18 protein-coding genes are annotated in these 23767 nt (G+C 45.8%); 6 read left to right on the forward strand and 12 right to left on the reverse strand.

All coding sequences use genetic code 11. From position 1 onward, the window contains the following. Window positions 1-267: 267 nt before the first annotated feature. Window positions 268-1806: a Ppx/GppA family phosphatase gene (locus WBM30_RS11310; RefSeq protein ID WP_424900812.1), complete on the forward strand. Its 1539-nt coding sequence runs from the start codon at window positions 268-270 to the stop codon at window positions 1804-1806. Between the two features lie 51 nt (window positions 1807-1857). After that, window positions 1858-3999, forward strand: coding sequence for an RNA degradosome polyphosphate kinase (locus WBM30_RS11315; protein ID WP_424900813.1), 2142 nt, complete (start codon window positions 1858-1860; stop codon window positions 3997-3999). Between the two features lie 60 nt (window positions 4000-4059). Here WBM30_RS11315 and brnQ read toward each other — a convergent pair whose 3' ends face one another. Next, on the reverse strand, window positions 4060-5406 hold the full coding sequence (gene brnQ / locus WBM30_RS11320) for a branched-chain amino acid transport system II carrier protein (protein WP_424900814.1): 1347 nt from the start codon (window positions 5404-5406) through the stop codon (window positions 4060-4062). A gap of 299 nt (window positions 5407-5705) precedes the next feature. Between brnQ and WBM30_RS11325 the strand changes: the two genes are divergently transcribed. After that, entirely contained in the window at window positions 5706-7340 is a 1635-nt protein-coding gene (locus WBM30_RS11325) for an ABC-F family ATP-binding cassette domain-containing protein (protein WP_107995052.1), read from the forward strand. A gap of 83 nt (window positions 7341-7423) precedes the next feature. Here the strand turns inward: WBM30_RS11325 and WBM30_RS11330 are convergent, their stop codons facing one another. The 5 genes from WBM30_RS11330 to WBM30_RS11350 form a co-directional block, all read right to left on the reverse strand. After that, on the reverse strand, window positions 7424-8173 hold the full coding sequence (locus WBM30_RS11330; RefSeq protein WP_424900815.1) for an acyl-[acyl-carrier-protein] thioesterase: 750 nt from the start codon (window positions 8171-8173) through the stop codon (window positions 7424-7426). An 80-nt stretch (window positions 8174-8253) separates the two neighbouring features. Continuing rightward, a complete protein-coding gene (locus WBM30_RS11335) occupies window positions 8254-9012 on the reverse strand; it encodes an ABC transporter permease (RefSeq protein WP_107995050.1) in 759 nt (252 codons plus the stop codon). A 1-nt stretch (window position 9013) separates the two neighbouring features. Beyond that, entirely contained in the window at window positions 9014-9667 is a 654-nt protein-coding gene (locus WBM30_RS11340) for an ABC transporter ATP-binding protein (protein WP_424900816.1), read from the reverse strand. A gap of 406 nt (window positions 9668-10073) precedes the next feature. Then, window positions 10074-10841, reverse strand: coding sequence for a ChbG/HpnK family deacetylase (locus WBM30_RS11345; protein ID WP_424900817.1), 768 nt, complete (start codon window positions 10839-10841; stop codon window positions 10074-10076). Between the two features lie 38 nt (window positions 10842-10879). Further along, window positions 10880-11665, reverse strand: a complete 786-nt coding sequence (locus WBM30_RS11350; protein WP_424900818.1) for an SDR family oxidoreductase — start codon at window positions 11663-11665, stop codon at window positions 10880-10882. 221 nt (window positions 11666-11886) lie between these two features. Between WBM30_RS11350 and WBM30_RS11355 the strand changes: the two genes are divergently transcribed. Together WBM30_RS11355 and WBM30_RS11360 are read left to right on the forward strand one after the other, a co-directional pair. Beyond that, window positions 11887-13020 (forward strand): exonuclease SbcCD subunit D, encoded by a 1134-nt coding sequence (locus tag WBM30_RS11355; protein ID WP_424900819.1) that lies wholly within the window; start codon window positions 11887-11889, stop codon window positions 13018-13020. Beyond that, window positions 13021-16080, forward strand: a complete 3060-nt coding sequence (locus tag WBM30_RS11360; RefSeq protein ID WP_424900820.1) for an AAA family ATPase — start codon at window positions 13021-13023, stop codon at window positions 16078-16080. Between the two features lie 77 nt (window positions 16081-16157). Here WBM30_RS11360 and WBM30_RS11365 read toward each other — a convergent pair whose 3' ends face one another. Next, entirely contained in the window at window positions 16158-16571 is a 414-nt protein-coding gene (locus WBM30_RS11365) for a universal stress protein (RefSeq protein ID WP_106450910.1), read from the reverse strand. 218 nt (window positions 16572-16789) lie between these two features. Beyond that, a complete protein-coding gene (locus WBM30_RS11370) occupies window positions 16790-17920 on the reverse strand; it encodes a carbohydrate kinase (protein WP_424900821.1) in 1131 nt (376 codons plus the stop codon). A gap of 223 nt (window positions 17921-18143) precedes the next feature. Between WBM30_RS11370 and WBM30_RS11375 the strand changes: the two genes are divergently transcribed. Continuing rightward, window positions 18144-18767 (forward strand): HAD family hydrolase, encoded by a 624-nt coding sequence (locus WBM30_RS11375; protein ID WP_424900822.1) that lies wholly within the window; start codon window positions 18144-18146, stop codon window positions 18765-18767. 83 nt (window positions 18768-18850) lie between these two features. On the opposite strand, the gene WBM30_RS11380 is transcribed toward WBM30_RS11375, so the two are convergent. From WBM30_RS11380 to WBM30_RS11395, 4 genes are all read right to left on the reverse strand, one after another. Beyond that, window positions 18851-19510, reverse strand: coding sequence for a tetratricopeptide repeat protein (locus WBM30_RS11380; protein WP_424900823.1), 660 nt, complete (start codon window positions 19508-19510; stop codon window positions 18851-18853). A gap of 330 nt (window positions 19511-19840) precedes the next feature. Further along, window positions 19841-20992, reverse strand: coding sequence for a class C sortase (locus WBM30_RS11385; RefSeq protein WP_424900824.1), 1152 nt, complete (start codon window positions 20990-20992; stop codon window positions 19841-19843). Next, window positions 20982-21908, reverse strand: a complete 927-nt coding sequence (locus WBM30_RS11390) for a class C sortase (RefSeq protein WP_424900897.1) — start codon at window positions 21906-21908, stop codon at window positions 20982-20984. The genes WBM30_RS11385 and WBM30_RS11390 overlap by 11 nt, the downstream gene beginning before the upstream one ends. A 173-nt stretch (window positions 21909-22081) precedes the next feature. Beyond that, window positions 22082-23758 carry a SpaH/EbpB family LPXTG-anchored major pilin gene (locus WBM30_RS11395; RefSeq protein ID WP_424900825.1) on the reverse strand — a complete coding sequence of 559 codons (1677 nt, stop codon included), beginning with the start codon at window positions 23756-23758 and terminating at the stop codon, window positions 22082-22084. Between the last annotated feature and the right edge of the window lie 9 nt (window positions 23759-23767).

The raw sequence follows: 23767 nt of genomic DNA on the forward strand, positions 1-23767 counted from the left end.
GCTCCCTTATTATATCGAATTTCCCTTAATGGAGGGTTGCATTCCTTTTACCGTTTCGTATCAAATGATTCACTCGATGCTTGTTTTGCCTTTTAACGAGCATTTTTGTAACTCTTCTGTAATATAAGATGCCTTTCCGTAACATGTTTCTGCATTTTCCACCTATTTCGGCAACTGGAAAAGATAATTTTATGACAAACTTGCCAAATTCCAGTAAAATGGAAAGTGAGGAATCTTGGAAGATCCGGGATTCAGAAGGAGACACGCATGTTATTAGAAAGAATAGGTTTAATCGATATTGGATCCAACACTATCCGGTTGGTCATCTTTGAAATCAATGAACACTTTACGATGTTTCAAGTCCAGAATATCAAGACCCCCGCGCGCCTGTTTCAGTATTTGGACAAGAAGAAAAAGATGTCCCAAGCAGGGATCGATGTACTCATCAAAGTCCTGAAAAGTTTCAAGTCCGTCGCTGATCAGTACCAAGTCAGCACGCTTATGCCGGTAGCGACAGCTGCCATACGCCAGTCCACTAACCGCGACGACATCATTGCGCAAGTGCGCAAAAAAACCGGTATCGAAATGATGTTGTTGCCGGAAGAAAAAGAAGCGTTTTATGGAAATTATGCCGTTCTGCATACGACCCAATTCCTCAGCGGCATCACAATCGACATCGGTGGCGGCAGCACAGAAGTCACTTACTATGAAAATAAAGAGCTCCTGCAGTACCACAGCTTCCCGTTTGGGGTCGTGACCTTGAAGCAGATGTTCTTCGACGGCAAAGATCACAATGACTCAAAAGCGATAAAGAAGATGCAGGAATTTGTGAAAGAACAGTTCAAATCGATCAAATGGCTCAGCAAGAAACAAGTGCCGATTGTAGCCATGGGCGGTTCCGCGCGCAGCATCGCGAATGTTCACCAACGTCAAGTCAATTATCGGTTAGCAGGCGTGCACGGTTATCGTATGTACAGAAATGACCTCCAAAAGACATTGGATTTGTTCCAGTCATTGAATATTCCACAACTGCAGAATCTGGATGGGTTGAGCCGAGACCGCACCGATCTGATCATACCGGCAAATGTAGTATTCAATACCCTCTTCGATGAAGTGAAGGCCCCAGTGTTCTTGTTCAGCAATAAAGGCCTGCGCGAAGGCATCGTGATGGAATTTCTCAACAACAAGTACGAAAACAAAGCCTTCAGCGTTTTCGACATAGCGGCTCAAACGGTCAACAGGCTGGCCGCCAGCTACCATACGTTAGCGCATGTAGCGCAACAAAGGGTGAAGTTGGTCGACATGATGTATGAGGAATTGTGCCGATTGGGTATTTTTGATAAGAATCCGGAAATGGAGAAATTGTTGCATTTCGGAAGCTACCTTTATTATCTGGGTCAATTCGTCGAAACAGGCGCCAGTTCGCAGCATACTTTCTATATCATCTCCAACAGCGACTTGGATGGCATCAGCCACAAAGATCGGGTAAGCATCGCTTTATTGGCCAGCTTCAAGAACCGGTCGCTCGTCAACCAATACCTGACCGGCTATACGGATTGGTACACCGTTACCCAGATCGATCAGCTTCAATCATTCGGCGGCATCATCAAATTTGCTGATGCCATCAATGACTCGCATATGGAGGTCATCCAAGACATCAAAATCAATAAGACCAAGAATGGGCACGATCTGGTGCTCTATTATAAAGGTGACATCCTTGCCGAAGAGTACCGCGCCGAGCGTCAGCGCAAACATATCGAGCGCCTGCTGAGCGGCAAACTTAACATTATATTTACAAAAATTTAACAAAAACATGCTATAAATAAAGCTTACAAATCGAACGAACGGATGTGCAATATGATGGAATCAGATAGTAAACTCAATCTTGCTCATGCAGATTATTATTTCAATCGAGAGTTGAGTTGGCTTGACTTCAACAAACGCGTCATAGAGGAAGCGAAAGATCCTCAGAACCCTTTGCTTGAACAGCTGAACTTTTTATCCATAGCAAGTTCCAATCTTGATGAATTCTACATGGTCCGGGTTGCCGGATTACAGGATCAGTTCAAACTTGGCTACCATATGACTGACCGAAAAACCGATATGAGCCCCCTTGAACAATTGTCCGCCATCTCTGATAAAAATAACGGAAACATCGCCTTACAATATGAGTACTATTATGAACTTTTGAATAAATTGGCTGAAAAGAATGTCCGCATCAAAAAAATCAGCGATCTTTCCAAAAGTGAACTGGCTGTCATAGAAGAAACTTTCCATGAGCAAATTTTCCCCGCTTTGACGCCGCTAGGGATTGATGCATACCGCCCCTTCCCTAACTTGAACAACAAACTTATCCACATTTTCGTCAATTTGGTAAAGGAGGACACGACCCGGGTTGCGATCGTGCCTGTTCCCGCTCCGTTGCAACGATTCATCTTGTTGGATGAAGATAAAAACGACATTGGTATTATCCTATTGGAAGATGTCGTGCGCCATTTCATCCACACCTTATTCAAAGGCTTCAACGTAACGAACAGTTTCAGCTGCCGAATCACCCGCAATGCGGATTTGGAATTGCATGAGGATGGTGCAGATGACCTGCTTTTGGTCATTCAGGATTACCTGAAAAAGCGCAAAAACGGAATGGCGGTCCGACTTGAAGTCGATACACGCGATACGATCGATTCCCTCCAGGGAGATGTGCGATTTTTGCAGACAGAACTGGATCTTGATGATCGCGATGTCTACCTGATCGATGGCCCATTGGATCTCACTTTCCTAAGCAAATTGACGCGCCATCTGATGATTGATTCGCCAGAAGATGTTTTCCCTAGCTTCTCACCGGTCACACCGAGTGAGCTGTCCGGAAAAGACATCTTTGATGTGGTCGAAAAGCAGGACGTCTTCCTGCATCATCCTTATGATTCGTTCGATCCGGTCGTCGATTTCATCAAGCGGGCTGCTGAAGATGAGGATACGATCGCCATCAAGCAGACCCTTTACCGCGTCAGCAAAGATTCTCCGATCATAGAAGGTTTGAAGACTGCAGCCGAATCCGGCAAGCAGGTCACTGTGCTTGTCGAGCTGAAAGCCCGTTTCGACGAAGAGAACAATGTGCAATGGGCCAAGGAATTGGAAGAAGCCGGTGCGCATGTGCTTTACGGGATGACCCACTTGAAGACCCACAGCAAGATCACGATGGTCGTAAAGAAACATCATGATCGGATTGTCCGCTATGTCCATCTGGCCACCGGCAATTATAACGATAAGACAGCCCGACTTTATACCGATATGGCCATCTTCACGGCAAATAAGGAAATCGGCGAGGATGCCACAAACTTCTTCAACTACTTGAGCGGCTATTCGGATCAACCGGAGTACAATCACCTGCACGTGTCACCTTTCGAAATCCGCGATTCATTCATCGAGTACATCGACGACGAAATCGCCTCGCATGAACAATTCGGGAATGGGCATATCATCGCGAAAATGAATTCCTTGACTGATAAACGCGTCATCATGAAACTGTACGAAGCTAGCCAAGCCGGCATCCGGGTTGATCTGATCATCCGCGGCATCTGCTGCCTGAAGCCCCAAGTTCCTGGCGTCAGCGAGAATATCCATGTCCTCAGCATTGTCGGCCGTTTCTTGGAACATAGCCGGATCTACTATTTCCATCATAATGGGGATGAAAATCTTTTCCTTTCTTCCGCTGACATGATGACCCGCAACATGATCAAACGCGTCGAAATAGAATTTCCGATCCTGGACAAAGCCATCAAGAAGGAAATCCTGTCTTTGATGGATGTCTACCTTGCAGACAACACGAAAGCACGCGAACTGCACCCTGACGGAACCTATCGACACGTGCGTAACGAGATGCCAAAAGTGGATGCACAAAAGTATTTCATGGAACTGGCGAATAAGGAAAAAGAAATTCCAACGCTTTCCGAAAAAGATTCCTGGTTAAAAAAAATTCAACGAAGATTCAAGAAATAACGGCAGAAAAAAAGAAGGCCTAGAGCTGCGCGCTCCTGACCTTCTTTTTTTCTGCCGTCGTTAGGTTAATTGATTGTTTTTCGAAATTGCCAAACCGATCGCAAAGCCGATCACGGATGGGATCAGCCACCCCATTCCGATATCGGATAAAGGGATAGCTGAATTGGTCCAAGCGATGACACCGTTCATGCCGACAGCGTCCTTGATTCCTTGCGGCAAAGCTTTCAGGAAATCAACGGTTGCGAAAGGCAAGGTGAACAGGGTTGTCATCTGGTAGACGATCGTCCGGTCATTGAAAAGGCTGCTCATGATCGACAGCAAAATCAAAGTGATCGCGAGTGGATAAAGGAACATCAATACTGGAATCGAGAACGCGATGATCTGACTCAAGCCCAGATTCGCCAACCCGAAGGAAATGGCTGTAAAAAGATAGACATATTTTTTGTAGTCCAATGAGTTGGGAAACATAAGCACGAACGTTTCGCTGATGGCCGTGATCAACCCGATTGCTGTTTTTAAACAGGCCACGGTGATGATGACCGCAAACAGGACAGCACCGAAGATTCCGAAGTACTCGTTTGAAATCTGCGCCAAAGCGATACCGCCGTTGTCGCTTATTTCAAAAACACCACGGCTTGTTGCACCCAAGTAAACCAGCGAACCGTAAATGACAGCCATCAACAGCATGCTTATTGTTCCGGCTTTTATCGTATCCCTCGCGATTGTTGTCGTTTTTGTGACGCCCAAGCCTTGGATCGTCGTTACGACGATGATGCCGAAAGCCAAGGAAGCCAGCGCATCCATTGTGTTGTACCCTTCCAAAAAGCCTTTGAAGAATGCGCCGGTCTGATAGCTCGCATCCACGGGTATTTCACTCGCTGTACCCATCGGCGCGAAAAAGCCGAAGAGGATCAGAATTGAAAGAAAAACCAGGAAGATCGGGTTCAGAACCTTGCCTACCCATTTCAAAATTTCCGATGGCTTCAGTGAGAACCACAGCACAGCCGCGAAGAAAAGCAATGAGAACAGGAACAGCGCCATTTTTGTCATCGAAGGATCCAGATAAGGCGCAAAGGCTGCCTCAAACGATACGGTCGCGGTACGCGGCGTCGCAAAGAAGGGTCCAATCGTCAGGTAAAGTGCTGCGGTGAAGAATACGCCGTACTTCGGATGGATTTTGCTCGCCATTTCCAACAGGCTTTCTTTACCGGATAGTCCCATCGCCACGATACCCAGAAACGGCAATCCTACTGCCGTCACGATGAAACCTAATATTGCCGGAATCAAGTTTTGTCCAGCCAATTGCCCCATATGGACAGGGAAAATCAGGTTGCCGGCTCCGAAAAATAAGCCAAAGAGCATGGAGCCTATGTATATATATTCTTTATTCGATAATTTCTTATCCATTAAGTCTCAGCCACCTTTCTGTTGCAATTTTGTCCATTCTATCACGGCATTTCCTCTGTTACTATAATTGACAGCGCTAACCGAAAAAAACTTACCAATTTCTCATTTTTAAAACTATCCCGCGAGTATTGGTCGTCATCCGCAAAAAATCGGCAATATTACAACAAACGAGCACAAACGATTGCCACAAAAGAAACAATCTTACTCGTTTTTTGTAAACAGTATGTAAAATCCTTTTATTTTTTCAGGAATATGCTAGAATTAATTGACTATAACCAAGAATTGAGGAATGTAAAAAAATGATTACCGTATCAAATGTCAGCCTACAATTTTCCGATCGCAAACTGTTTGACAATGTCAATCTAAAGTTCACCCCTGGTAACTGCTATGGCGTCATCGGTGCCAACGGTGCTGGAAAATCTACTTTTTTGAAGATTTTATCAGGCGTCATCCAGCCCACCACTGGAGATATCATTATGGATCCAAATGAACGTTTAGCTGTACTGAACCAAAACCACTATGGTTTCGAAGACCATCAAGTACTGGACACTGTCATCATGGGTCACAAACGTCTTTATGCCATCATGGATGAAAAAAATGCCATCTATGCAAAAACTGATTTCACTGAAGAAGACGGCATCAGAGCCGGCGAACTTGAAGGTGAATTTGCTGAATTGGATGGATGGGAAGCCGAATCCGATGCTGCAAGTCTCTTGCAAGGTTTAGGAATCGGTGAAGAATTGCACTTCAAGCAGATGAGCGACCTATTGGAGCCGCAAAAAGTAAAAGTTTTGCTGGCGCAAGCATTATTCGGCAAACCTGACGTATTGCTATTGGACGAGCCGACAAACGGTTTGGACAAAGAATCAATCGAATGGTTATCCGAATTTCTGATCAACTTCCCTAACACCGTCATCGTTGTTTCCCATGACCGTCACTTCCTGAACACAGTTTGTACGCACATGTGTGATGTTGACTTTGGAAAGATCAAACTTTATGTCGGGAACTACGACTTCTGGATGCAATCCAGTCAATTGGCTTCTAAATTGGCAGCCGATTCCAATTCGAAAAAAGAAGAGCAGATCAAGGAATTGCAGGATTTCATTGCGCGATTCAGTGCAAATGCATCGAAATCCAAACAAGCAACTTCACGTAAAAAGACCTTGGATAAAATCACATTGGATGATATTCAACCATCATCCCGTAAATATCCTTTCGTCGGCTTCACCCCGGAACGCGAAATCGGCAATGACTTGCTGATCGTTTCGAACCTTTCCAAGACAATTGATGGCGTCAAAATTTTGGACAAAATCAGCTTTGCTTTGAACAAAAATGATAAAGTCGCTTTCGCAAGCCGCAAAGATATCGCCACTACCACCCTCTTCAAAATTTTGATGGGCGAAATGGAAGCTGACGGCGGTACTTTCAAATGGGGCGTCACAACGTCACAAAGCTACTTGCCGAAGGACCACACGAACGAATTCCCGGTTGCCGACATCACTATTTTGGAATGGTTGCGCCAATTCGCAGGCAAAGAAGAGGACGACAATACCTTCTTGCGCAGCTTCTTGGGCCGCATGCTGTTCTCAGGTGAAGACGTCATGAAGAAAGTTTCTGTCCTATCCGGAGGAGAAAAAGTACGTATCATCTTATCGAAAATGATGCTTACCAAAGCAAACGTTTTGGTATTGGATGACCCGACGAACCATTTGGATCTTGAATCCATCACTGCCTTGAATGACGGCATGATCGCCTTCAAAGGCGCTCTGTTGTTCACTTCACACGATTACGAGTTCATCAACACTACTGCGAACCGTATCATCGAAGTGACTCCAAATGGCGTTGTGGACAGAATGGAAACAACCTATGAAGACTTCTTGGCTGATAAGGATGTCCAAGCAAGAATCAATGCACTTTATAAAGATCAGGCATAAAATCAGTCGCTGAAAAGCCTGAAAAGCCTGAAAAAAAAGAAGGAGGAACAATCCGAGCGTTCGGGTTGTTCCTCCTTCTTTGCTTATACTTTTTTCCAGATCATGTGGGCTTCGCAAGCCAAGTCTTCGCCGTTCATGATGCGATGCGCGGTGATGATTTCACCGTCCACCGCTTCTTTCGTCGACATGACGCTGGTGATACTGTTTCCGTATTCGACCTCTTTTTCATACTTGATCGTAACGGCAGCCAACTGGTGATCCATGATGAATTTCGGATCGATCGTATTGATGATCCAATCGAAATATTTTGCGTTGTTGACATGGCGATTGTAGTCGATATCCAAGTATCTGACGCGGAAATCCTGTTCTTTGCGATTATCCTGCTCCAGTTGGATCGGCTTCTGCATGCGCACCATCGTCCGGATTTCATCTGCCTGATAGACGGCCAGCAGGTCTTTTTGGATCTGGACCATTTTACGGGTCTCGATGTTCATCATGACGAAGTTCGTCATCACTTCCACACACAGTTGTTCGCTTTCATCATAAGCCCGGAAGCGGCGATAGGTGAAGAATCGATTATAGCTCATGGCTTCCGTTTCCAGAATGATTTCTTCGCCTTTGTGCGGCATGCGTTCGATCTGCATGTCATACTGAACGATGATCCAACTGAGTCCTCTTTCGGACATCTGATCATTCGTGTTCCCGAGTGAATCGCTTTGTTGGCCCGACAAGTCCATCATCAGGTTTACGAGCGATGGCAAAGTGATCTCACCGGTAATGTCACATTCATAGCCTTTGATACGATGGGTTCTGCGATAGATTAATCCGCTCAACATTTTTCCTCCAATATCAATTTTATAATAGAAAGGATACCATACTTTTCAGAGCGATCCAACCAAAAACCCGATAAGTGTCAGACACGCAGTTGCTGTCTATCGTTGTAGAATTCGCGGTATGCCAAGAAAGAGGCGATGTAGGAGGAGATGCTTGTCGCCGCCACCAGCATGAAAGTAACCATGATTTGATACATGATAGCTGTCATTGGCACGGTACCGGCAAACATCAGACCCGACATCATGCCTGGCAAGGATACGATGCCCACTGTTTTGGCGGAATCCAAGGATGGCTGCATGCCTGATCTGATTGTCTCCCTCAAGATGGTGCGCGAAGCTTGATTCGGAGTCGCACCGAGAGACAGTTTTTCCAGAATCTGCTGGCGCTGATCACGGAACAAGGAATTCAGGTTGCGGTAGCACAAGCCGATGGTCGTCATCGCATTCCCGGCTATCATGCCGGTGATCGGCACAATCTGTGATGGGATAAATTTGACGGACCCTGACAGGACCAAGATGGATAACGTCAAAATCGCTGAAGCAGAGATGGCGATGAGCGAAATCTTCAAGGAATTTGGGATACTGTTACTGCGTTTGTGGGCATTCCATGACGCATTGAAGACGATGACCGCAACCATCACCAAGGTAACGATTGTATTGTTCACATTAAACAGATACGTCAACACGTACCCGACCGCAATCAACTGCACAACGGCTCTGGCAATGCTGTACAATATGTCTTTAGCCGTGCCTAATTTTTCTTTGTAGGAGATGTAGACTCCCACCATTACCAACGAAAAGCTCAACATGAGCGTGATTGGACTGACTTGTAGATCCATCTTAATTCCCCTCTCCTTTTACGATTTTGCCTGCAACGATATGGAGGTTCTTATCCGCCAAGCTGGATTCTTCCTCATTATGGCTGACCATGATGATCGTCATATCGGCATGCTCCCGCATTTCCTGGAGCCATTTCCAGATGATTTGGCGATTCGCTTCATCCAAGGCACTCGTCACTTCATCGAGCAAAAGGATTTTTGGTTGAAACAAGACATTACGGATCAAGGCGACACGCTGTTTTTCCCCACCCGACAAGGTGTTGATTTCTTTATCCAGGTATTCCTTCGGCAGCCCGACCGATTCCAAATAGGCTACCGCTTTCTTTTCATCAAATTCTGTTTTACGGATTTCATAAGGAAAAGCCAAATTATCCCGGACGGTTTTTCCGAACAAAACGGGTGTCTGGAACGTATAGGAAACCTCCTTTCGGTATTCGGTAGGTTCGTACGCATCCAGCGATTTGCCATGGTAGCGTATTTCCCCTTCGGTACGTGAAAGGATCGTCGCGATGATCTTCAACAGTGTGCTCTTTCCGCTTCCGGACGGGCCGGTTATCGAGAGAAACTCACCCTCCTCCAGCGAATAGCTGATGTCGTCCAGAATGACTTTACCGTCCGACACAAAACTCAGATGTTCCATTTCCAATAATGCCATTTTTTAAATTACTCCTTTATCATTCAAATTGCAGCCGAACCCGATGCGAACTTCATAAACCGCTGTGCAGATTGGCTATGCTTCATTCCTCTATTCTATCACTACTTCCCGAATTTTCGTTAATGATAATGACTATAATTTAGTAATAAATACAAAATGAACTACTTGGACTAAAACATACTGAGCTTCCTGCTAATCAGAGAAGCAACTCGGTTTCTTCCAGTAGCTACTGTGAAGCGGATGTTCATCGGAGGACGCCGGCTTCATCGGCCTCAACTCCGATGAAGCCGATCTCATCGTAGCACGCAAGCCAAATGCAGTCTGAACTCCGGTCAAGCCTTCATTCGCCGGAGAACGACAAAGGCTGTCTCGGAGAACGAGACAGCCTTTGTTATTTCTTATCGTATTACTCTTTCAATTCAGCGTACGAAATCAACTGGATTGCCTCATCTTCCCGGATTCGATCCGCAAAGTCGGAATGCATCAAGAATTCCGTCATGTAGGCCCGTTCTTTCTGAAGACTGCTCACGCGTTCCAGATTTGCGTCGACATAGCCCGGATGGACGATCAATTCAACCGAGATGTCTTCTTTTTCCAAGACGGCCATGATGTCATCCAATTTTTCCATTACGCTCATCCCTAATTCAGCCTGCGGTTTTTCAGCAGCGAAACCGAGGTCAAATTGACGGTCCGTGTGCAATACCCCATGGCTGCCTTCAAAGTGATCCCGAATCGGCAGATCGTACTGGATCGCCAACGACAGGATGACTTTGTTGAGCGGCTCCAACATATGCACATGGTGGTGCGAATCCAAATGCGTTGGATTGATGCCTGCCTTGCGCACCTTTTCGATCTGCGCATGCCACTCCGCATAGACCTCATCCAAATCCAGCGACGCAGCATGTTGCTGCACATATTCCCTTGTTCGGAAACGCCCACTGGCACTGATGCTATCTGTATCAGGCAATAGTGGTTTCCCGAGCGTCAAATTCAGATGGACCCCAATTTCCAGATCTGGATGATCGGATGCCAATTCCACTGCATGATCGAATGCGGCTCCGTTCGCCAGCAAGGTCGTTGAAGTGGTGATTCCGTATAAAAAACTGTCGATGATGCCGTAGTTCACGCCATTTGTGAGACCAAAATCGTCTGCGTTGATGATTACTTGTCCCATATTTCATTCTCCTGTCTGTTTCGTATGGCGGTTCGGCTTCAAATCGCTTTGACTGCCCCGCCATCCACATAAAGTGTGCTGCCGGTGATGTACGTATTAGCCTCGGAAAGAAGGAAAACGACGGCTTTCGCGAATTCTTCCGGTGTACCGTAGCGGCCCAAGGGAATGCCTGCAATCGCAGCTTTGTCGACTTCCGCCAATGGCAACTCTTTCGCTTTGGCGTTCGCTTCATTCAGATATTTCAGACGATCAGTTTCAATTTTCCCCGGCGCAACGACATTCACGAGAATGTTATCGGGCGCCAATTCATCGGCAAGCGTCTTGCTCAAGCCGACGATGCCGTTTCGGAACGTATTGGAAAGCACCAGATTCGGCAACGGTGTCTTCACCGAAATCGAAGCGATATTGACGATGCGTCCGCCCTCTTTGCGCAGATCGGGCAGCACTTCACGGATGATCCGGATGTAGCTCAGCAAGTTCAATTCGAAAGCCTGTTGCCATGCCTCATCGGAGAAGGAATCGAATTTCCCGCTCGGCGGACCGCCTGCATTGTTCAACAAGATATCGATTTTCCCGAACACTTCATGCGTTCTTGCTACCAGCTTCTGGATATCCTCGTTTTTGGTGATGTCGCAAGGGAAATATGCGACTTTTCCGCCATGCAATGCTTCCAGCTCTTCCTTCACTTCAGCCAATTTGTCTTCGCTTCTGCTCGTGAGCATGACGTGCGCGCCTTCTTTGACGAGTTCCTTCGCCACCGCTTTGCCCAAACCTTGGCTTGAAGCGATGACCAATGCCACTTTGTTCGTTAACCCCAGATCCATTTCGGTTCCTCCTCCAACTGCTATTTATTATCCTGACCTCTTACCCATACTATATCCCAAAAGCGTCCACATCACTAGCATTTCACTCGCTCCGCTGCATTTGTCCCTGCTCGCCTCCAGTATAGTCTGTTATAATGGAAGATGAACTTATTTGCTTTACCGATAAGATACGCGCAACTTTTTTATTACAAAATACTAACTGATGGACAGGAGACTTTCCCATGCGAATACTGCATACGGCTGATTGGCATCTCGGCAAAATCGTCAATGATTTTTCCATGCTGGACGATCAGACCCATTACTTGATGAACCTGATTGAAACACTCAAAGAAAAAGATATCGATGCGATCATCATGGCAGGAGACCTTTACGACCGCGCTTTGCCGCCGAAAGAAGCGGTGGCGCTGGCCAACCGTACGCTGACCCGGATGGTGAAGGAATTGGGCGTGCCTGTGTTTGTCATCGCTGGCAACCACGACAGCAACGAGCGGATCGAATATGCCGCCGATCTTCTGGCCGAGAGCGGCCTCTACATAGAAGGAACCATGAAGAAAGAGGCCATCCGAAAAGTTGCTTTCCAGGGAACCAATTTCTATCTGCTGCCCTTTGCGGATCATGTCTACGTCCGCGAAACGCTTCAGGACGACACCATCAAAAATATGGAGGATGCCGTTCGTGCGCAGTTGGCGACCGTCAAAGCAATGATGAACCCGGATGAAGTGAACATCCTGATTGCGCATGGCTATGTGATCCAGGCCGGAAACGACACGAGCGAGCCATCCGATTCCGAACGGCCGCTCAGCATCGGCACTGCCGAATACGTGGATGTGGCGCTGTTCGAGGATTTTGATTACGTCGCTCTGGGGCATCTGCATAAAGCCCAGAAAGTCAAAAGCGACAAAGTCCGCTACAGCGGCTCAATCCTGAAGTATTCCAAATCGGAAACCCCGCATCAAAAGCAGACGAGTATCGTAACGATAGAAAAAGGCAAATTGGAGATCGAACCGCTCCGCATCAAGCCTTTGCGCGATATGCGCACGATCAGAAGCACGTTTTCTGAGTTGATGAACGGCCAATCCGACGATTATCTTTTTTTTGAACTGGAGGATACGGAATATGTGCTGGATGCGATGAACCAATTGCGCCGTCGCTATCCGCAGGCGATGGGCCTAGAATACGTCAGCCGGAGAGAGGTTGAATCTGTAGCCCTGCAGCATAACCGGGAGGATCTCCAACAGCTGTCGTACCCGGACCTGTTCAAGGACTTTTATGAGCAATACCGCGCCATAGAATTGGATGAATCCGGTCAAAAAATCGTTGCGGATGTCTTTGCCGCTTTGGGAAGGAAAGATTAGATGAGACCCTTAAGATTAGAAGTGAGTGCCTTCGGGCCATACAAAGAAAAGATCGTCTTGGACTTCACGCAATTTCAGAACCAGACGCTGTTCTTGGTGAGCGGGCCTACGGGTGCCGGCAAAACCACAATTTTTGATGCTATAGCCTACGCGCTTTACGATGTTGCCAGCGGCAGTAGCCGGGAAAAGGACACATTCAAGTCCCAGTTCGCAACGGAGGAGTCGGTCTGCTATGTCGATCTGGAGTTCGAATACAACGGAAAGACCTATCGTGTCAGACGATCCCCTGCCCAGACGGGTCCCGGCAAGAGCGGAAAAATCATAGATTTGAAAGCTGATGTGGCCTTCTATCACGACGGCACTGTGACGACGAAAGCGCGCGATGCCAATGCGGAAATAGAACAGCTGCTTTCCTTGAACTATGAACAGTTCAAGCAGATTGTCATGTTGCCGCAGGGAGAATTCAAGAAACTGCTTGAATCGAACAGCAACGAAAAAGAAACCATCTTCCGGAACATCTTTGGTACCGAAATCCTGAAAAATTTCCAGGAGCAACTGAAAGAGAAAGCCAAAGCGCTCCAGACCCAAGCGACTTCCGCCCAGGATTCCCTGCAGACGGCCTATTCCTTTGCCTCCGGAATAAACGATGACGCCCTGCAGGAAATACTCATCTTGCAGGACACCGAGCGCATTCTAGTTCGGATCACGGAACTATTGGGGACGCTCGAAGAAGAACGTACTGCCAAAGAACTGCAGCTCTTGGCCCTGCGTTCACAAAGCCAATCCGCTTCCGATACCATCAAATTGCTGGAAGATATCGCACAGCTGGAGGCAAGGTTGAAAGTTCTTGAGGAAGAGGAATCGTCTATCCTCGGATGGAAACAGCAATTGGAACGCCATGAACAAGCCGTCAAAGCTGAGGAAAAAAGATTGCTGTGCATTGCAGCATCCACAAATCAGGCCGCAAAGCAGGAACAAGCAAAACAAAATGACGGTCTCCTCGATCAATTGAATCAAGTTTCACGCGCTAAAAAACCAGCGTTCGAAGCAGCTGAACGTGCGATTTCACTGATCCCAGGCTTGCGTGAGCAAGTCGACGCCGCAAAGGAACAGGAAAAACAGTTTGTCACGTTGGCTAAGAAAGAGAAAGAGCTGGCCGGTTGCCAAAAAGCCTACAGCGACGCCAATAAAGAACTGAATAAATACGCGGAACTCAAGCAAGCACAAAAAGAAAAACAGGAGCAGTGCCAACAGAAGATTGCGGCGGTGAAGCAAGCACAAAAGGATGCCACCATCCTTCAAGAACAATTGAGTACCTGCAGAATGAACGTGCAGCAATCCGAGCAGCTCCACAAAAGGATCGTCCAAACCGAAAAATTGTTGACTAAACAACTTGAAAAAGGCGAGCGATTCCTGATTCTGGAAAAAGAATACATGATGATCAATCAAGCGTTCCAGGATGAAACACTTCTCTACAACCGCAACATCGCCGGCATCTTAGCCGAACAGTTGGTTGGAGGAGAAGCTTGTCTTGTCTGCGGTTCAACAGACCATCCCTCACCCGCGCAAAAAACAGCGGAGACACTCTCAGATCAGGATCGGGAGTTGCTGGAGAAAAAACGGAATCAGGCCTATATGGATTACCAGCAAGGAACTGCCGAACTTTCCGGAATCCGAAAACAACTGACTGACCTCTTCGCTGAATTCGCTGTTCCGGCTGAAACTTTCGAAAGCTTTAAGCACGAACAGAAAGAAAAACACGATACAGAGATCGTGTCAGAAAAAATATTCCTTTTGGAAATGAAAAATCTTCAGAAAGTAATTGATGAAGAAGAGGCCCTCGTCAAAGAACAAAGCGACATCGAAGCGAAACTGCAGGCGATCGACAAAAATTGCTTTTCCCTCCAGCAAACGCTGTTCTTGAACGAAACCCTTTCCAGGGATCTGTTGGTCGAAATCAACCAAGATAAACATGTTTTAGGCGACAAGGACCTCGCAATCGTGCAAAAAGAGATCCTGCAGCTTAACGAAAAGATTGAAACTTGTACAAACGATTACAACAAACTGAATAAAGAGCTGTCAGAACTCGAAAAACAGATAGCAGTCTGTCTAGCCAACCGGATCACCTACGCAGCACAGGTAGAGGAAGCCACCACTGCATCGTTGACTGCTGAAACGTTATACGCGACCGTTCTGGCTGCTTACGGTCTGAAAGAACCTTTCAACCAGCTGATTTTAGATGAGTCATTGTGCTTGGACATCCAGAAACGAATCCGCAGTCATGAAGACAACCTCAATGTCACTGTGACCCGTTTGCGCGATCAACGTAAAGCCGCAGCCGAGTTGGAGCCGGATCAGACCATCGCTGCCTGCTCTGATCAAAAATTGCTTCTGGATAATGCGATACGCGATTTGGAAGATCAAAAAGATCAGCTCGCAGGCGACATCCAAATGCTCAAAAAAGCGGTCCAAGAAATCGCCGCAATCTACAAAAAGCAGCAGCGAATCATTGCCGATTACCAAAAATACAAGACATTGTCTGATATCGCCAATGGCACCAAAGAAACCGACTATATTTCCTTTGAACGCTATGTACTGGCGATCTATTATGAAGAAATCATCGAAGCCGCCAACCTGCGCTTCCAACAGATGACGAACAACCGCTATCTGTTGTTGCGGAAGGAAGATAAAGGCAAAGGATCCGGAGCCAAGGGTCTGGACCTGGATGTATTCGACCATTACACCGGCCAAACCCGCAGCGTCAAAACGTTATCGGGTGGCGAAAGCTTCAAGGCATCCCTTGCGCTTGCCCTTGGTCTCAGCGATGTGATGCAGAGCCGCAGCGGTGGCATCCAGATCGATACGCTGTTCATCGATGAAGGATTCGGTTCGCTGGATCCCGAATCATTGGATTCCGCAATCGAAGCGCTGTTCTCCCTGAACAGCAGTGGCCGCTTGGTCGGGATCATTTCGCACGTCGAGGAATTGAAGACGCGGATACCAGTCCATATCGAAGTCGACCGCACAGCGGAAGGAAGCACCGCAAAAATTATAATCTAGACAAAGGAAAGTCCAGCTACATTTACGTAACTGGACTTTTTTTGCGTCTCCTGATTCGTTGGGTCAAAAGCGTCTGATCAATTTTCCCTTACAATTAATACATCACACGGCGCATGTTTGATGACATGATTCGTCACCGAACCGACCACCAATTTTGCGATGGTGCCCTTACCAGTTGCACCCATAACAATCAAATCACAATTCCATTCTTCCACAAGCGTCTTCGCGATCATTTCCTTAGGGTTGCCTGTGCGCATTTCCTTATGCACCGCGACCCCGTTTGCCCGCGCGTATCTGTCCAATTCATCAAATAAAGAGTCCTTGTCTTTCTGCAGTTGTGCGGCTTCTTCGGCATTGTCCTGTTTATCCAGTATCGCAATAAGATAAAGCGCTGCATCGTTCCTTTCAGCGATATGGACCGCTTGTTTGAACGCCTTGATTGAAGCCTCCGATCCGTCCACCGGAATCAATATGTTTTTATAATGATTCATTCAATCTCACTCCTTTGGAATAATCAACCAGAAAACGCTTTCCTTAATCTTATTTTACTATACTTACGAAAGAAACAAAAGACTAGCCACCATTCGGTTGATAAATTTATAAACCAAAAAGAGCCTGGGTGGCAGGCTCTTTTTGGTTGTTTCTTACTCCAATTAAAATCATCTTATTGGACTATTGATTTTCTCTGCAATCATTAGATCTTATCTGACTAAATTTCTCTGCTTTCCAACTTACCGATTTCTTTGACATCTTTACGCAATACTGCCTGGGAAAGGTTCGGGCGCACTTTATAGGCCGATTTTGATGACATGACGGCGTTCACCAAGCCCGTCTGGATCATTTCCGTAATATCATCAGTCCTCAAGTAGGAATAAACGATTCCGGCACAAAGCGCTTCGTTCGTCCCCCAGATATAGGTATCGCTATCTTTGTCGCTGTTCTTGAGGTCGTAGACGTGCATGCCGTATTTTTCGCTGGCATAGCCGACGCACTGACTGTTTCTGGTGATGATGACATGTTGAACGCCTTTGTCCATCCAAAGCTGCAAAGCTTCACGCAAGGATGCATCATCCTTGATTTCGATCCCGAAGTGTTTCTCGGTTTCGTCATGTTTGGTGATGAGCAGTTTCAATCCTTTTAGATTTTCCGGGATATTATAAAGCTTTAGCAAGGATGCGCTGACTAGTGCGACTGGAATGTTGTACTTCGCTCCGATTTCAAGTAAGTGCTCCACGCTTTCTTTCGGACAATTCGAATCGATAATGATCGACTTCGCCCGCTTCAGAGTCGCCAGATGTTTCAACAACCACTTTGGTTGCATGTATTCGTAGATATCCATCTCTGCCAATCCGATGATCATCTTTCCTGATTCGTCGATGACTTCCATAAAGGTTCCTGTAGAAAAGCCCGGGACCATTTCAACTTCGGACGTCTTCATCAATGGGCGCATGGATTCTTCGATCGTATGCCATTCTGCATCGTCACCGACTAAAGATAGCATGACGACATCTTCCTGCAGCCTACCTAGATTCTCAGCGACACTGAGAGCAACCCCTCCGATTGATGTCTGTGAGGTGACATTGTTCGATTGTCCATGAACAAGGCCCCCTTCCACAAAATAGCGGCGATCGATGCAGGCAGCGCCGATGCAGACGATTGGTCGCGTGTCATTGATGACATAGGCTTTCCCCAAAAGGTATCCCCGTCTCACTAAGCCGGAAATGATGTTTGCCACCGCGGGACGTGACAGGCCAATCTTTGTAGCTAAATCTTGCTGCGAAATGAAAGGATTTTCCTTTATGTAGCTCAGTATTTTTGATTCTTTTTCGTTTAAAGCCATGTTTCAATTCCCCTTACTCTATAAAAACTCGGCGACGCCGAACTTATTCTTTTAGCAACATTTTATGCTCCTAAAGGTATAGTATATAACCAATGGGCGCCATTTCCAAACGAACACGGCACATTGTAACCTTTTTTTAATGCGTTTGCATCATTCGGGGTTGTTTTATTACCGTTCAAAGCTGTGCTATAATGACAGGAACTATTTCAAGGGAGCTGTTTATATGATACATTCATTTATTTTTGATGTCGACGGTACAATTGTGGATACCGAATATTCCATCTTCAAAGGTCTGGATGATGTCCTTCAGGAACACGCCGGCCGACCTGCAACACAGGAAGACATGCGTACGATCTTCGGCATACCGGGCATGGAAGGCCTGCAGTTATTGGGCTTCACACCTGAAGAAGCTGCCGATCTGCATCCGAAGTGGAGTGTACAGTCGAAAACATATGCGGATAGCGTAAGTATCTTTGCTGGAATGGAAGATACGCTGCGTCATTTGAAGGAAAACAATCATCTGCTGGGCATTGTCACCTCCAAAACAAAAGAGAGTTACGAGCTGAATATCACACCCTACGGTTTGGATGATTATTTTGACGTCATCATCACATCCAGCGATACCGAAGAACATAAGCCTTCCGGGCAACCTTTAACGGAATGCCTGCGGAGATTGGGCATTGCCGAGAATGAAGCCATCTACATCGGGGATTCCATTTACGACAACCAATGCGCACGCAATGCCGCAGTCGCTTTCGGCTTGGCGGAATGGGGATCGCATACGTCGGAAGGATTCGATGCAGATCACATCTTCAAGACACCGTCGGATATTTTATCGATTTTATAGAAAATCAAGGCAACCTGGCCACAGGTTGCTTTTTTTCGTTTTTAGAATGGATCTTTACAGTCCAAAGCTGCCTAATACGGTTCTCACCCTGCATCCTCAACGCGCTTCAGCCTTGCCAGCAATTCATCTGCCGCTTCTTCATTTTTATTATTCATATATAAGGCATGGCTTTCCAGATAGGCATCCCGGGCTCTTTCCAATTCATTGAGGGTGAAATGATAATCACCCAGCCCACGCATTATGCCGGCCTTACAATCTACATCTTCTGACTTGTCCGCATGCTGTTTTGCCTTGTCGAGATAAACTTTGCTCTTCATGGGATTCCGTTGCAGCAATGACAACATTGCCGCTTCATGATAGCTTCGCGCTAACCCGCAATAATCGTCTGGGAAATGCGTAAGCCGGAAAGTAATCTCTTCCTCAGACATCAGAGATGCCAAGTCGTATTCCTCCATGTAACGGGTATTCACCGCCAAGGCATGCAGATACTCGGCTTCCTTCTCCAGGTCTTTGTTTTTTTTCGCATAAAACAACAGTTCCTCGAGGCATTCTTTGGCTCCAGCAAAATTTTCCTGCGCAGCATAGCACTTGGCCAACTTGTTTACGACTTTTTGATATTCAGCAGATCTCGGGTCCTCCAATAAATATAAAGCATCAATGTATTTTTTCTCAGCATGAGCATAGTCATTCGCCTGCATCGCAATTTCAGCGATTTCAATCAGTTGATGAACTTCCTTATCCATAGCGCATCCCCCTTACATCACCAATAAAATGTTATCGCTTTCAAATTCATCTTAACACCATTCAGTTGGTTTCACAAAAGATAACATCGAAGGGGGGCGCTTGATTGCGACGTGGACAAGGTGGTTATCTTGAACTCACGGTCCCATTATACTCGACAATCCGCGGAATCCACCGGCACGCGCACCGAAATAAAAAAGGCGTCCATGCATGAACGCCTTCACTAATATTAAACTAACGAAAAATGTTCCAATTTGTCTGAATTTGATCTATGTGGCCCGTTTCACACATTTTAAAATACCAACACTCATGTGTGTCGGCAAAAAACACCCTTACTCTTTTCGTTTGTTACTCATTATTAATCCTACGCTTATGGCAATGCTTAGTAAGCCTGCAGTAATTATGATGCGATTGATTAGTTTATGATTGCGGGCGGCTGGCGAAATTTCATTTGCTGACATAAGGATTTGAACAATCGTATTTCCCGACGACTGGGGAACTTGATTTTCTGTATATTCGCTAACTGCAGAATCACTGCTCTGCTCAAACGTTTCACTGCTATCCTGGATTTCGATGTTTTCAGCATAATTCTCATTGCTGGATATTTCTCCTTCCATCACTTGTTGTTCTTCTTCATCAGGATATTTCAAGGCCAGTTCAGCTTCTTCCTCATTGGCTTCGCCAATTATAGTCTCTTCTGATGCAGTCGTGTACTCGACAGGTTCACCTTCATCGTATACCCTCGATCCGTATATTAGTAATCTATACTGGTCTGTCGGATAAGGTGTGCATGTCAATAAGGTTACTAAATCCGCTCCATCCACAATCCCCAGTGAAGACGTATCATCAGGTTCGATTATAGCCTGACCTGTCACCTCGTAAATCAGCACTTTATTCAATACATATATATATAATAGATCTCCGATTTCCATTTGATCGATATATCTGAAAAATGTTGCCCCGTAATATCCTCGATGACCTGCAATAACAGAATGTGTCCCTGATCCCCCTGTCGGCAAAGATGATTCCGTCACTTGAGCCACACCTTTTGAAAGATTGTTTGTCGTAGCGCCCAAGTAAATAGGCAACGTCTCACCAATTTTAGGGATTTCAATGAAAGCAAAGACATCATCTTCTGCAATCAAACTTGGCTGATTTCCTCCTGAAGTCATCTGGTTAGTGAATGGATCGCTTAGAGGATAATGATTGGGCACAGTGTCAGTGACTTCTGCGGAAATTTCTGGTAGCTCTGTATCATTTTCACTATCCGCATTAGCAGCAATGTTATTGTTATTGATTAAGGCTGCCTCTGTAAAAAATTGTTGGATTTGACTTTCATTTAATCCTGTAATCGTATCCTTATATTCATCTATTTGATTTTGTTGGCCTAAATTATTGTAAAAGATGACCACTTGCGGAACCAAAATAATGGATACTCCCAAAATGAAGAGCAGCAAATATCTGTTCTTCTTTTTATTTTTCATTTTGGCCACCTTCTTTTTTGCGTCTTCTCCTGTACAGCATAATAGTAACCATTAGAAGAATAAACGCCATTGCTACAACAAAGTAAATAATCTTGTTATCCTGTTCCTTCACATCTTTGACGGGATCAGTTACTTGCGTTTCTTTGGAAATTTCTTCAACCTCTTCGTAATCAACCCTGTGGCCTGTAACTAATAAGCGATGCGTATTAATCATATAAGGGGTACAAGTAATCAAAGTGACCAAATCCTCACCTTCAACAATCTTCAAAGAATCAGTTTCATCCGGCAATACTGTAATTATGGTATCCACCTCATAGGCGAGTGTACCGTTTATGGAATGAATGAGAAAAACATCCCCAACAGCTAATTCATGCAGGTCTGTAAATAGTTTTGCACTCGGCAATCCGTTGTGACCTGTCAGCGTTGCATGTGTACTGGTTCCGCCTACCGGCAGTGAGCTCCCCTCAAGCAGGCCGATCCCCTCCTGAAGCACCTTCTCGCTAGTACCAAAATAGATGGGAATATCTATATCTATTTTTGGAATTTCGATATGCCCTAATGCTTCACCAACGGAATCCGACAAGGCATCATAAATGTCAGGTTCCTCATCAATAGAAACAGCAATCTCACTCTCATCGGCACCGCTATCAGTGTCATTATCCAAAATACCTTCAAAAGGATCCACATACTCGATACCGGTCTGATTCAGCTTATCGTTGTATCTCATCATTTCTGCCAGCTCTTGCCTCTTTTCTTGCTCTGTCATCTGTTCAATTTTATCTTGATAGGAATCAATCACCTGATTTTGAAAATATCCTACATATAAATTACTCAGTATTGGATACAAAAAAATGCCTAACCCTACAGCAAAGATGGTTGCCAATAGAATTTTCTGCATTTTCTTTGATATTTTCATTTTCAACACAAACACCCTCTTTCCTGATCAAGTAGAGAGTAGCAGAGGATGGCCACCTTCCAGCTCTCTTGAACGTACTTTCTGTTCATCGAAGAGGCTTTCTCGGGAAAGCCTCTTCGATGAACAGGCGATAACATCGCCTGCTCATATCAGGACTGTTTATTTAATTCTGATTATTCTTCCACGCTTTCTTTCTTATACAGTTTCACTGCGCCCATCATCAATACCGATCCAATTACGGTAAAGACAATCGTACCCATACCACCTGTAGATGGTAGCGTTAATGTAGGCGCATTCGTGATAGTTGCGGTACTTGCATCAACGTAGCTTCCTAAAGCCACAGTGAAATCTACATCAGCTCTCAAATTGTAGCCTGTTGGGGCTTTCGTTTCTTCCAAAGTGTAATTGCCGTAAGCCAAGCCAGTCACTTCGAACTTACCATTTACTCCGGATGTGAAGACACGCGCTGTAGCTTTATCTCCCCAAGTCCAGTTTGGTTGAAGATATTGTGTCGTTCCGGCTTTGAAAATCTTGAACTCCGCCCCGGACAAAGCAGCCGAATCCGTTGTTTTGCCGACTTTCACAAATTTTTTGCCGCCAGTGTGGACTTCCGGCAAATCAGGGACATCCTCTTCGTAAGGTGTGCCATCCAAAGTTCCTGTTACAGTTGCATTGTTTTCGATTTCGTCATCCATCGTAACCGTTTCGTTGATGCTGGTTTTGAATTCTACTGTCACTTTATCACCTGCATGGCCGGCCAATGAAGCAGGATTGATATTGATCATGAGTGCAGGGCCTGCTGTACCAACTGCCGGTTCAGGGAAAATATAATCTATTCCTGGTACAAGAACTTGGCTACCTGCTTTGATACTGAAAGAATTTTCATAGTCCAAGAATGATTCTAAATCATCAGAAATCATATAGCTCTCATAATCTCCGATATCTCCAGGGATAGTGGCCTGGATGAACCACGTGTTCAATTCGTTGATGTTCGCCGTAGCTGTCTTATTCCCGATTGTAGTTACAAATTTATCAACTGTCGGATACTTGAAGTTGTTGTCGCTGACATATTTCGTCACATTATGGTCATTGATCGTGATGTCGAATTCGATTGGGGTTTTGTTCAATCCGTAGCCAGTTGGTGAAACGGTCTCGATGAAGTAATAGTGGCCGACGGTAAGATTTTCGACATTGATTTTTCCGGTAGCAGCGCTTGTCGTATAGATTGTCCCGATTTTCGTGTCATCAGCGGTGCCGTCAGCCGAATCGCCTTTGTACAATTCGAACGTTGCAGTTGGATAAGTCGGTACTGTGTATCCTTCGAATGATTTCGACAGTTCGACTTTCCCTAACACGAGCTGGTTTTTAGGGTATACATGCACATCTGTATTCCAGGAAACATTATCCGGATTCATCATCGGTACATCCACCAAAAAGTTTGGCGTGAAGGATTCGATACCTGCCGGCGTTCCAGGTGCTGTGATATCTTCAACAACCAAGTAACGACCTACGGCCAAACTGTTGAAAATCGCTTCCCCGCTTGCGTTTGTGACAAGCGATACCGGTGTGACACCCGCCGGTATCGTGGTGGCGGTGGCATCATCAGACACTTTATACACCTTGAAGGTCACCCCCGGCAGGACTGAAGTGCCAGCTGGAAGACTTGGCAAGACCAGTCCGTCGTTATTGATCACAGGCGCGGTTGCCGTATTGTATTGCAATTTGTGGATGGTCAATGTTCCTGTCGTCGGTCTTTCGATGGCTGCGAGTGCTGCACCCGGCAGTACCAAACCAAATACGACCATAACTGATAGCAACGCGGTTAGAAAAAGCTTGACCATTTTATTCATCTTCTTCTC

The organism is Trichococcus sp. (genome assembly GCF_049684335.1).
GTDB lineage: Bacteria > Bacillota > Bacilli > Lactobacillales > Aerococcaceae > Trichococcus.

Bases quoted from the DNA above. Each gene is read 5' to 3' on its own strand.
- WBM30_RS11385 (WP_424900824.1), bottom strand. From the start codon at position 20,992: ATGAAAAATAAAAAGAAGAACAGATATTTGCTGCTCTTCATTTTGGGA.
- brnQ (WP_424900814.1), bottom strand. From the start codon at position 5,406: ATGGATAAGAAATTATCGAATAAAGAATATATATACATAGGCTCCATG.
- WBM30_RS11395 (WP_424900825.1), bottom strand. From the start codon at position 23,758: ATGAATAAAATGGTCAAGCTTTTTCTAACCGCGTTGCTATCAGTTATG.
- WBM30_RS11360 (WP_424900820.1), top strand. From the start codon at position 13,021: ATGAGACCCTTAAGATTAGAAGTGAGTGCCTTCGGGCCATACAAAGAA.
- WBM30_RS11325 (WP_107995052.1), top strand. From the start codon at position 5,706: ATGATTACCGTATCAAATGTCAGCCTACAATTTTCCGATCGCAAACTG.
- WBM30_RS11350 (WP_424900818.1), bottom strand. From the start codon at position 11,665: ATGGATCTGGGGTTAACGAACAAAGTGGCATTGGTCATCGCTTCAAGC.
- WBM30_RS11355 (WP_424900819.1), top strand. From the start codon at position 11,887: ATGCGAATACTGCATACGGCTGATTGGCATCTCGGCAAAATCGTCAAT.
- WBM30_RS11375 (WP_424900822.1), top strand. From the start codon at position 18,144: ATGATACATTCATTTATTTTTGATGTCGACGGTACAATTGTGGATACC.
- WBM30_RS11370 (WP_424900821.1), bottom strand. From the start codon at position 17,920: ATGGCTTTAAACGAAAAAGAATCAAAAATACTGAGCTACATAAAGGAA.
- WBM30_RS11380 (WP_424900823.1), bottom strand. From the start codon at position 19,510: ATGGATAAGGAAGTTCATCAACTGATTGAAATCGCTGAAATTGCGATG.
- WBM30_RS11310 (WP_424900812.1), top strand. From the start codon at position 268: ATGTTATTAGAAAGAATAGGTTTAATCGATATTGGATCCAACACTATC.
- WBM30_RS11345 (WP_424900817.1), bottom strand. From the start codon at position 10,841: ATGGGACAAGTAATCATCAACGCAGACGATTTTGGTCTCACAAATGGC.
- WBM30_RS11365 (WP_106450910.1), bottom strand. From the start codon at position 16,571: ATGAATCATTATAAAAACATATTGATTCCGGTGGACGGATCGGAGGCT.
- WBM30_RS11315 (WP_424900813.1), top strand. From the start codon at position 1,858: ATGATGGAATCAGATAGTAAACTCAATCTTGCTCATGCAGATTATTAT.
- WBM30_RS11335 (WP_107995050.1), bottom strand. From the start codon at position 9,012: ATGGATCTACAAGTCAGTCCAATCACGCTCATGTTGAGCTTTTCGTTG.
- WBM30_RS11340 (WP_424900816.1), bottom strand. From the start codon at position 9,667: ATGGCATTATTGGAAATGGAACATCTGAGTTTTGTGTCGGACGGTAAA.
- WBM30_RS11390 (WP_424900897.1), bottom strand. From the start codon at position 21,908: ATGAAAATATCAAAGAAAATGCAGAAAATTCTATTGGCAACCATCTTT.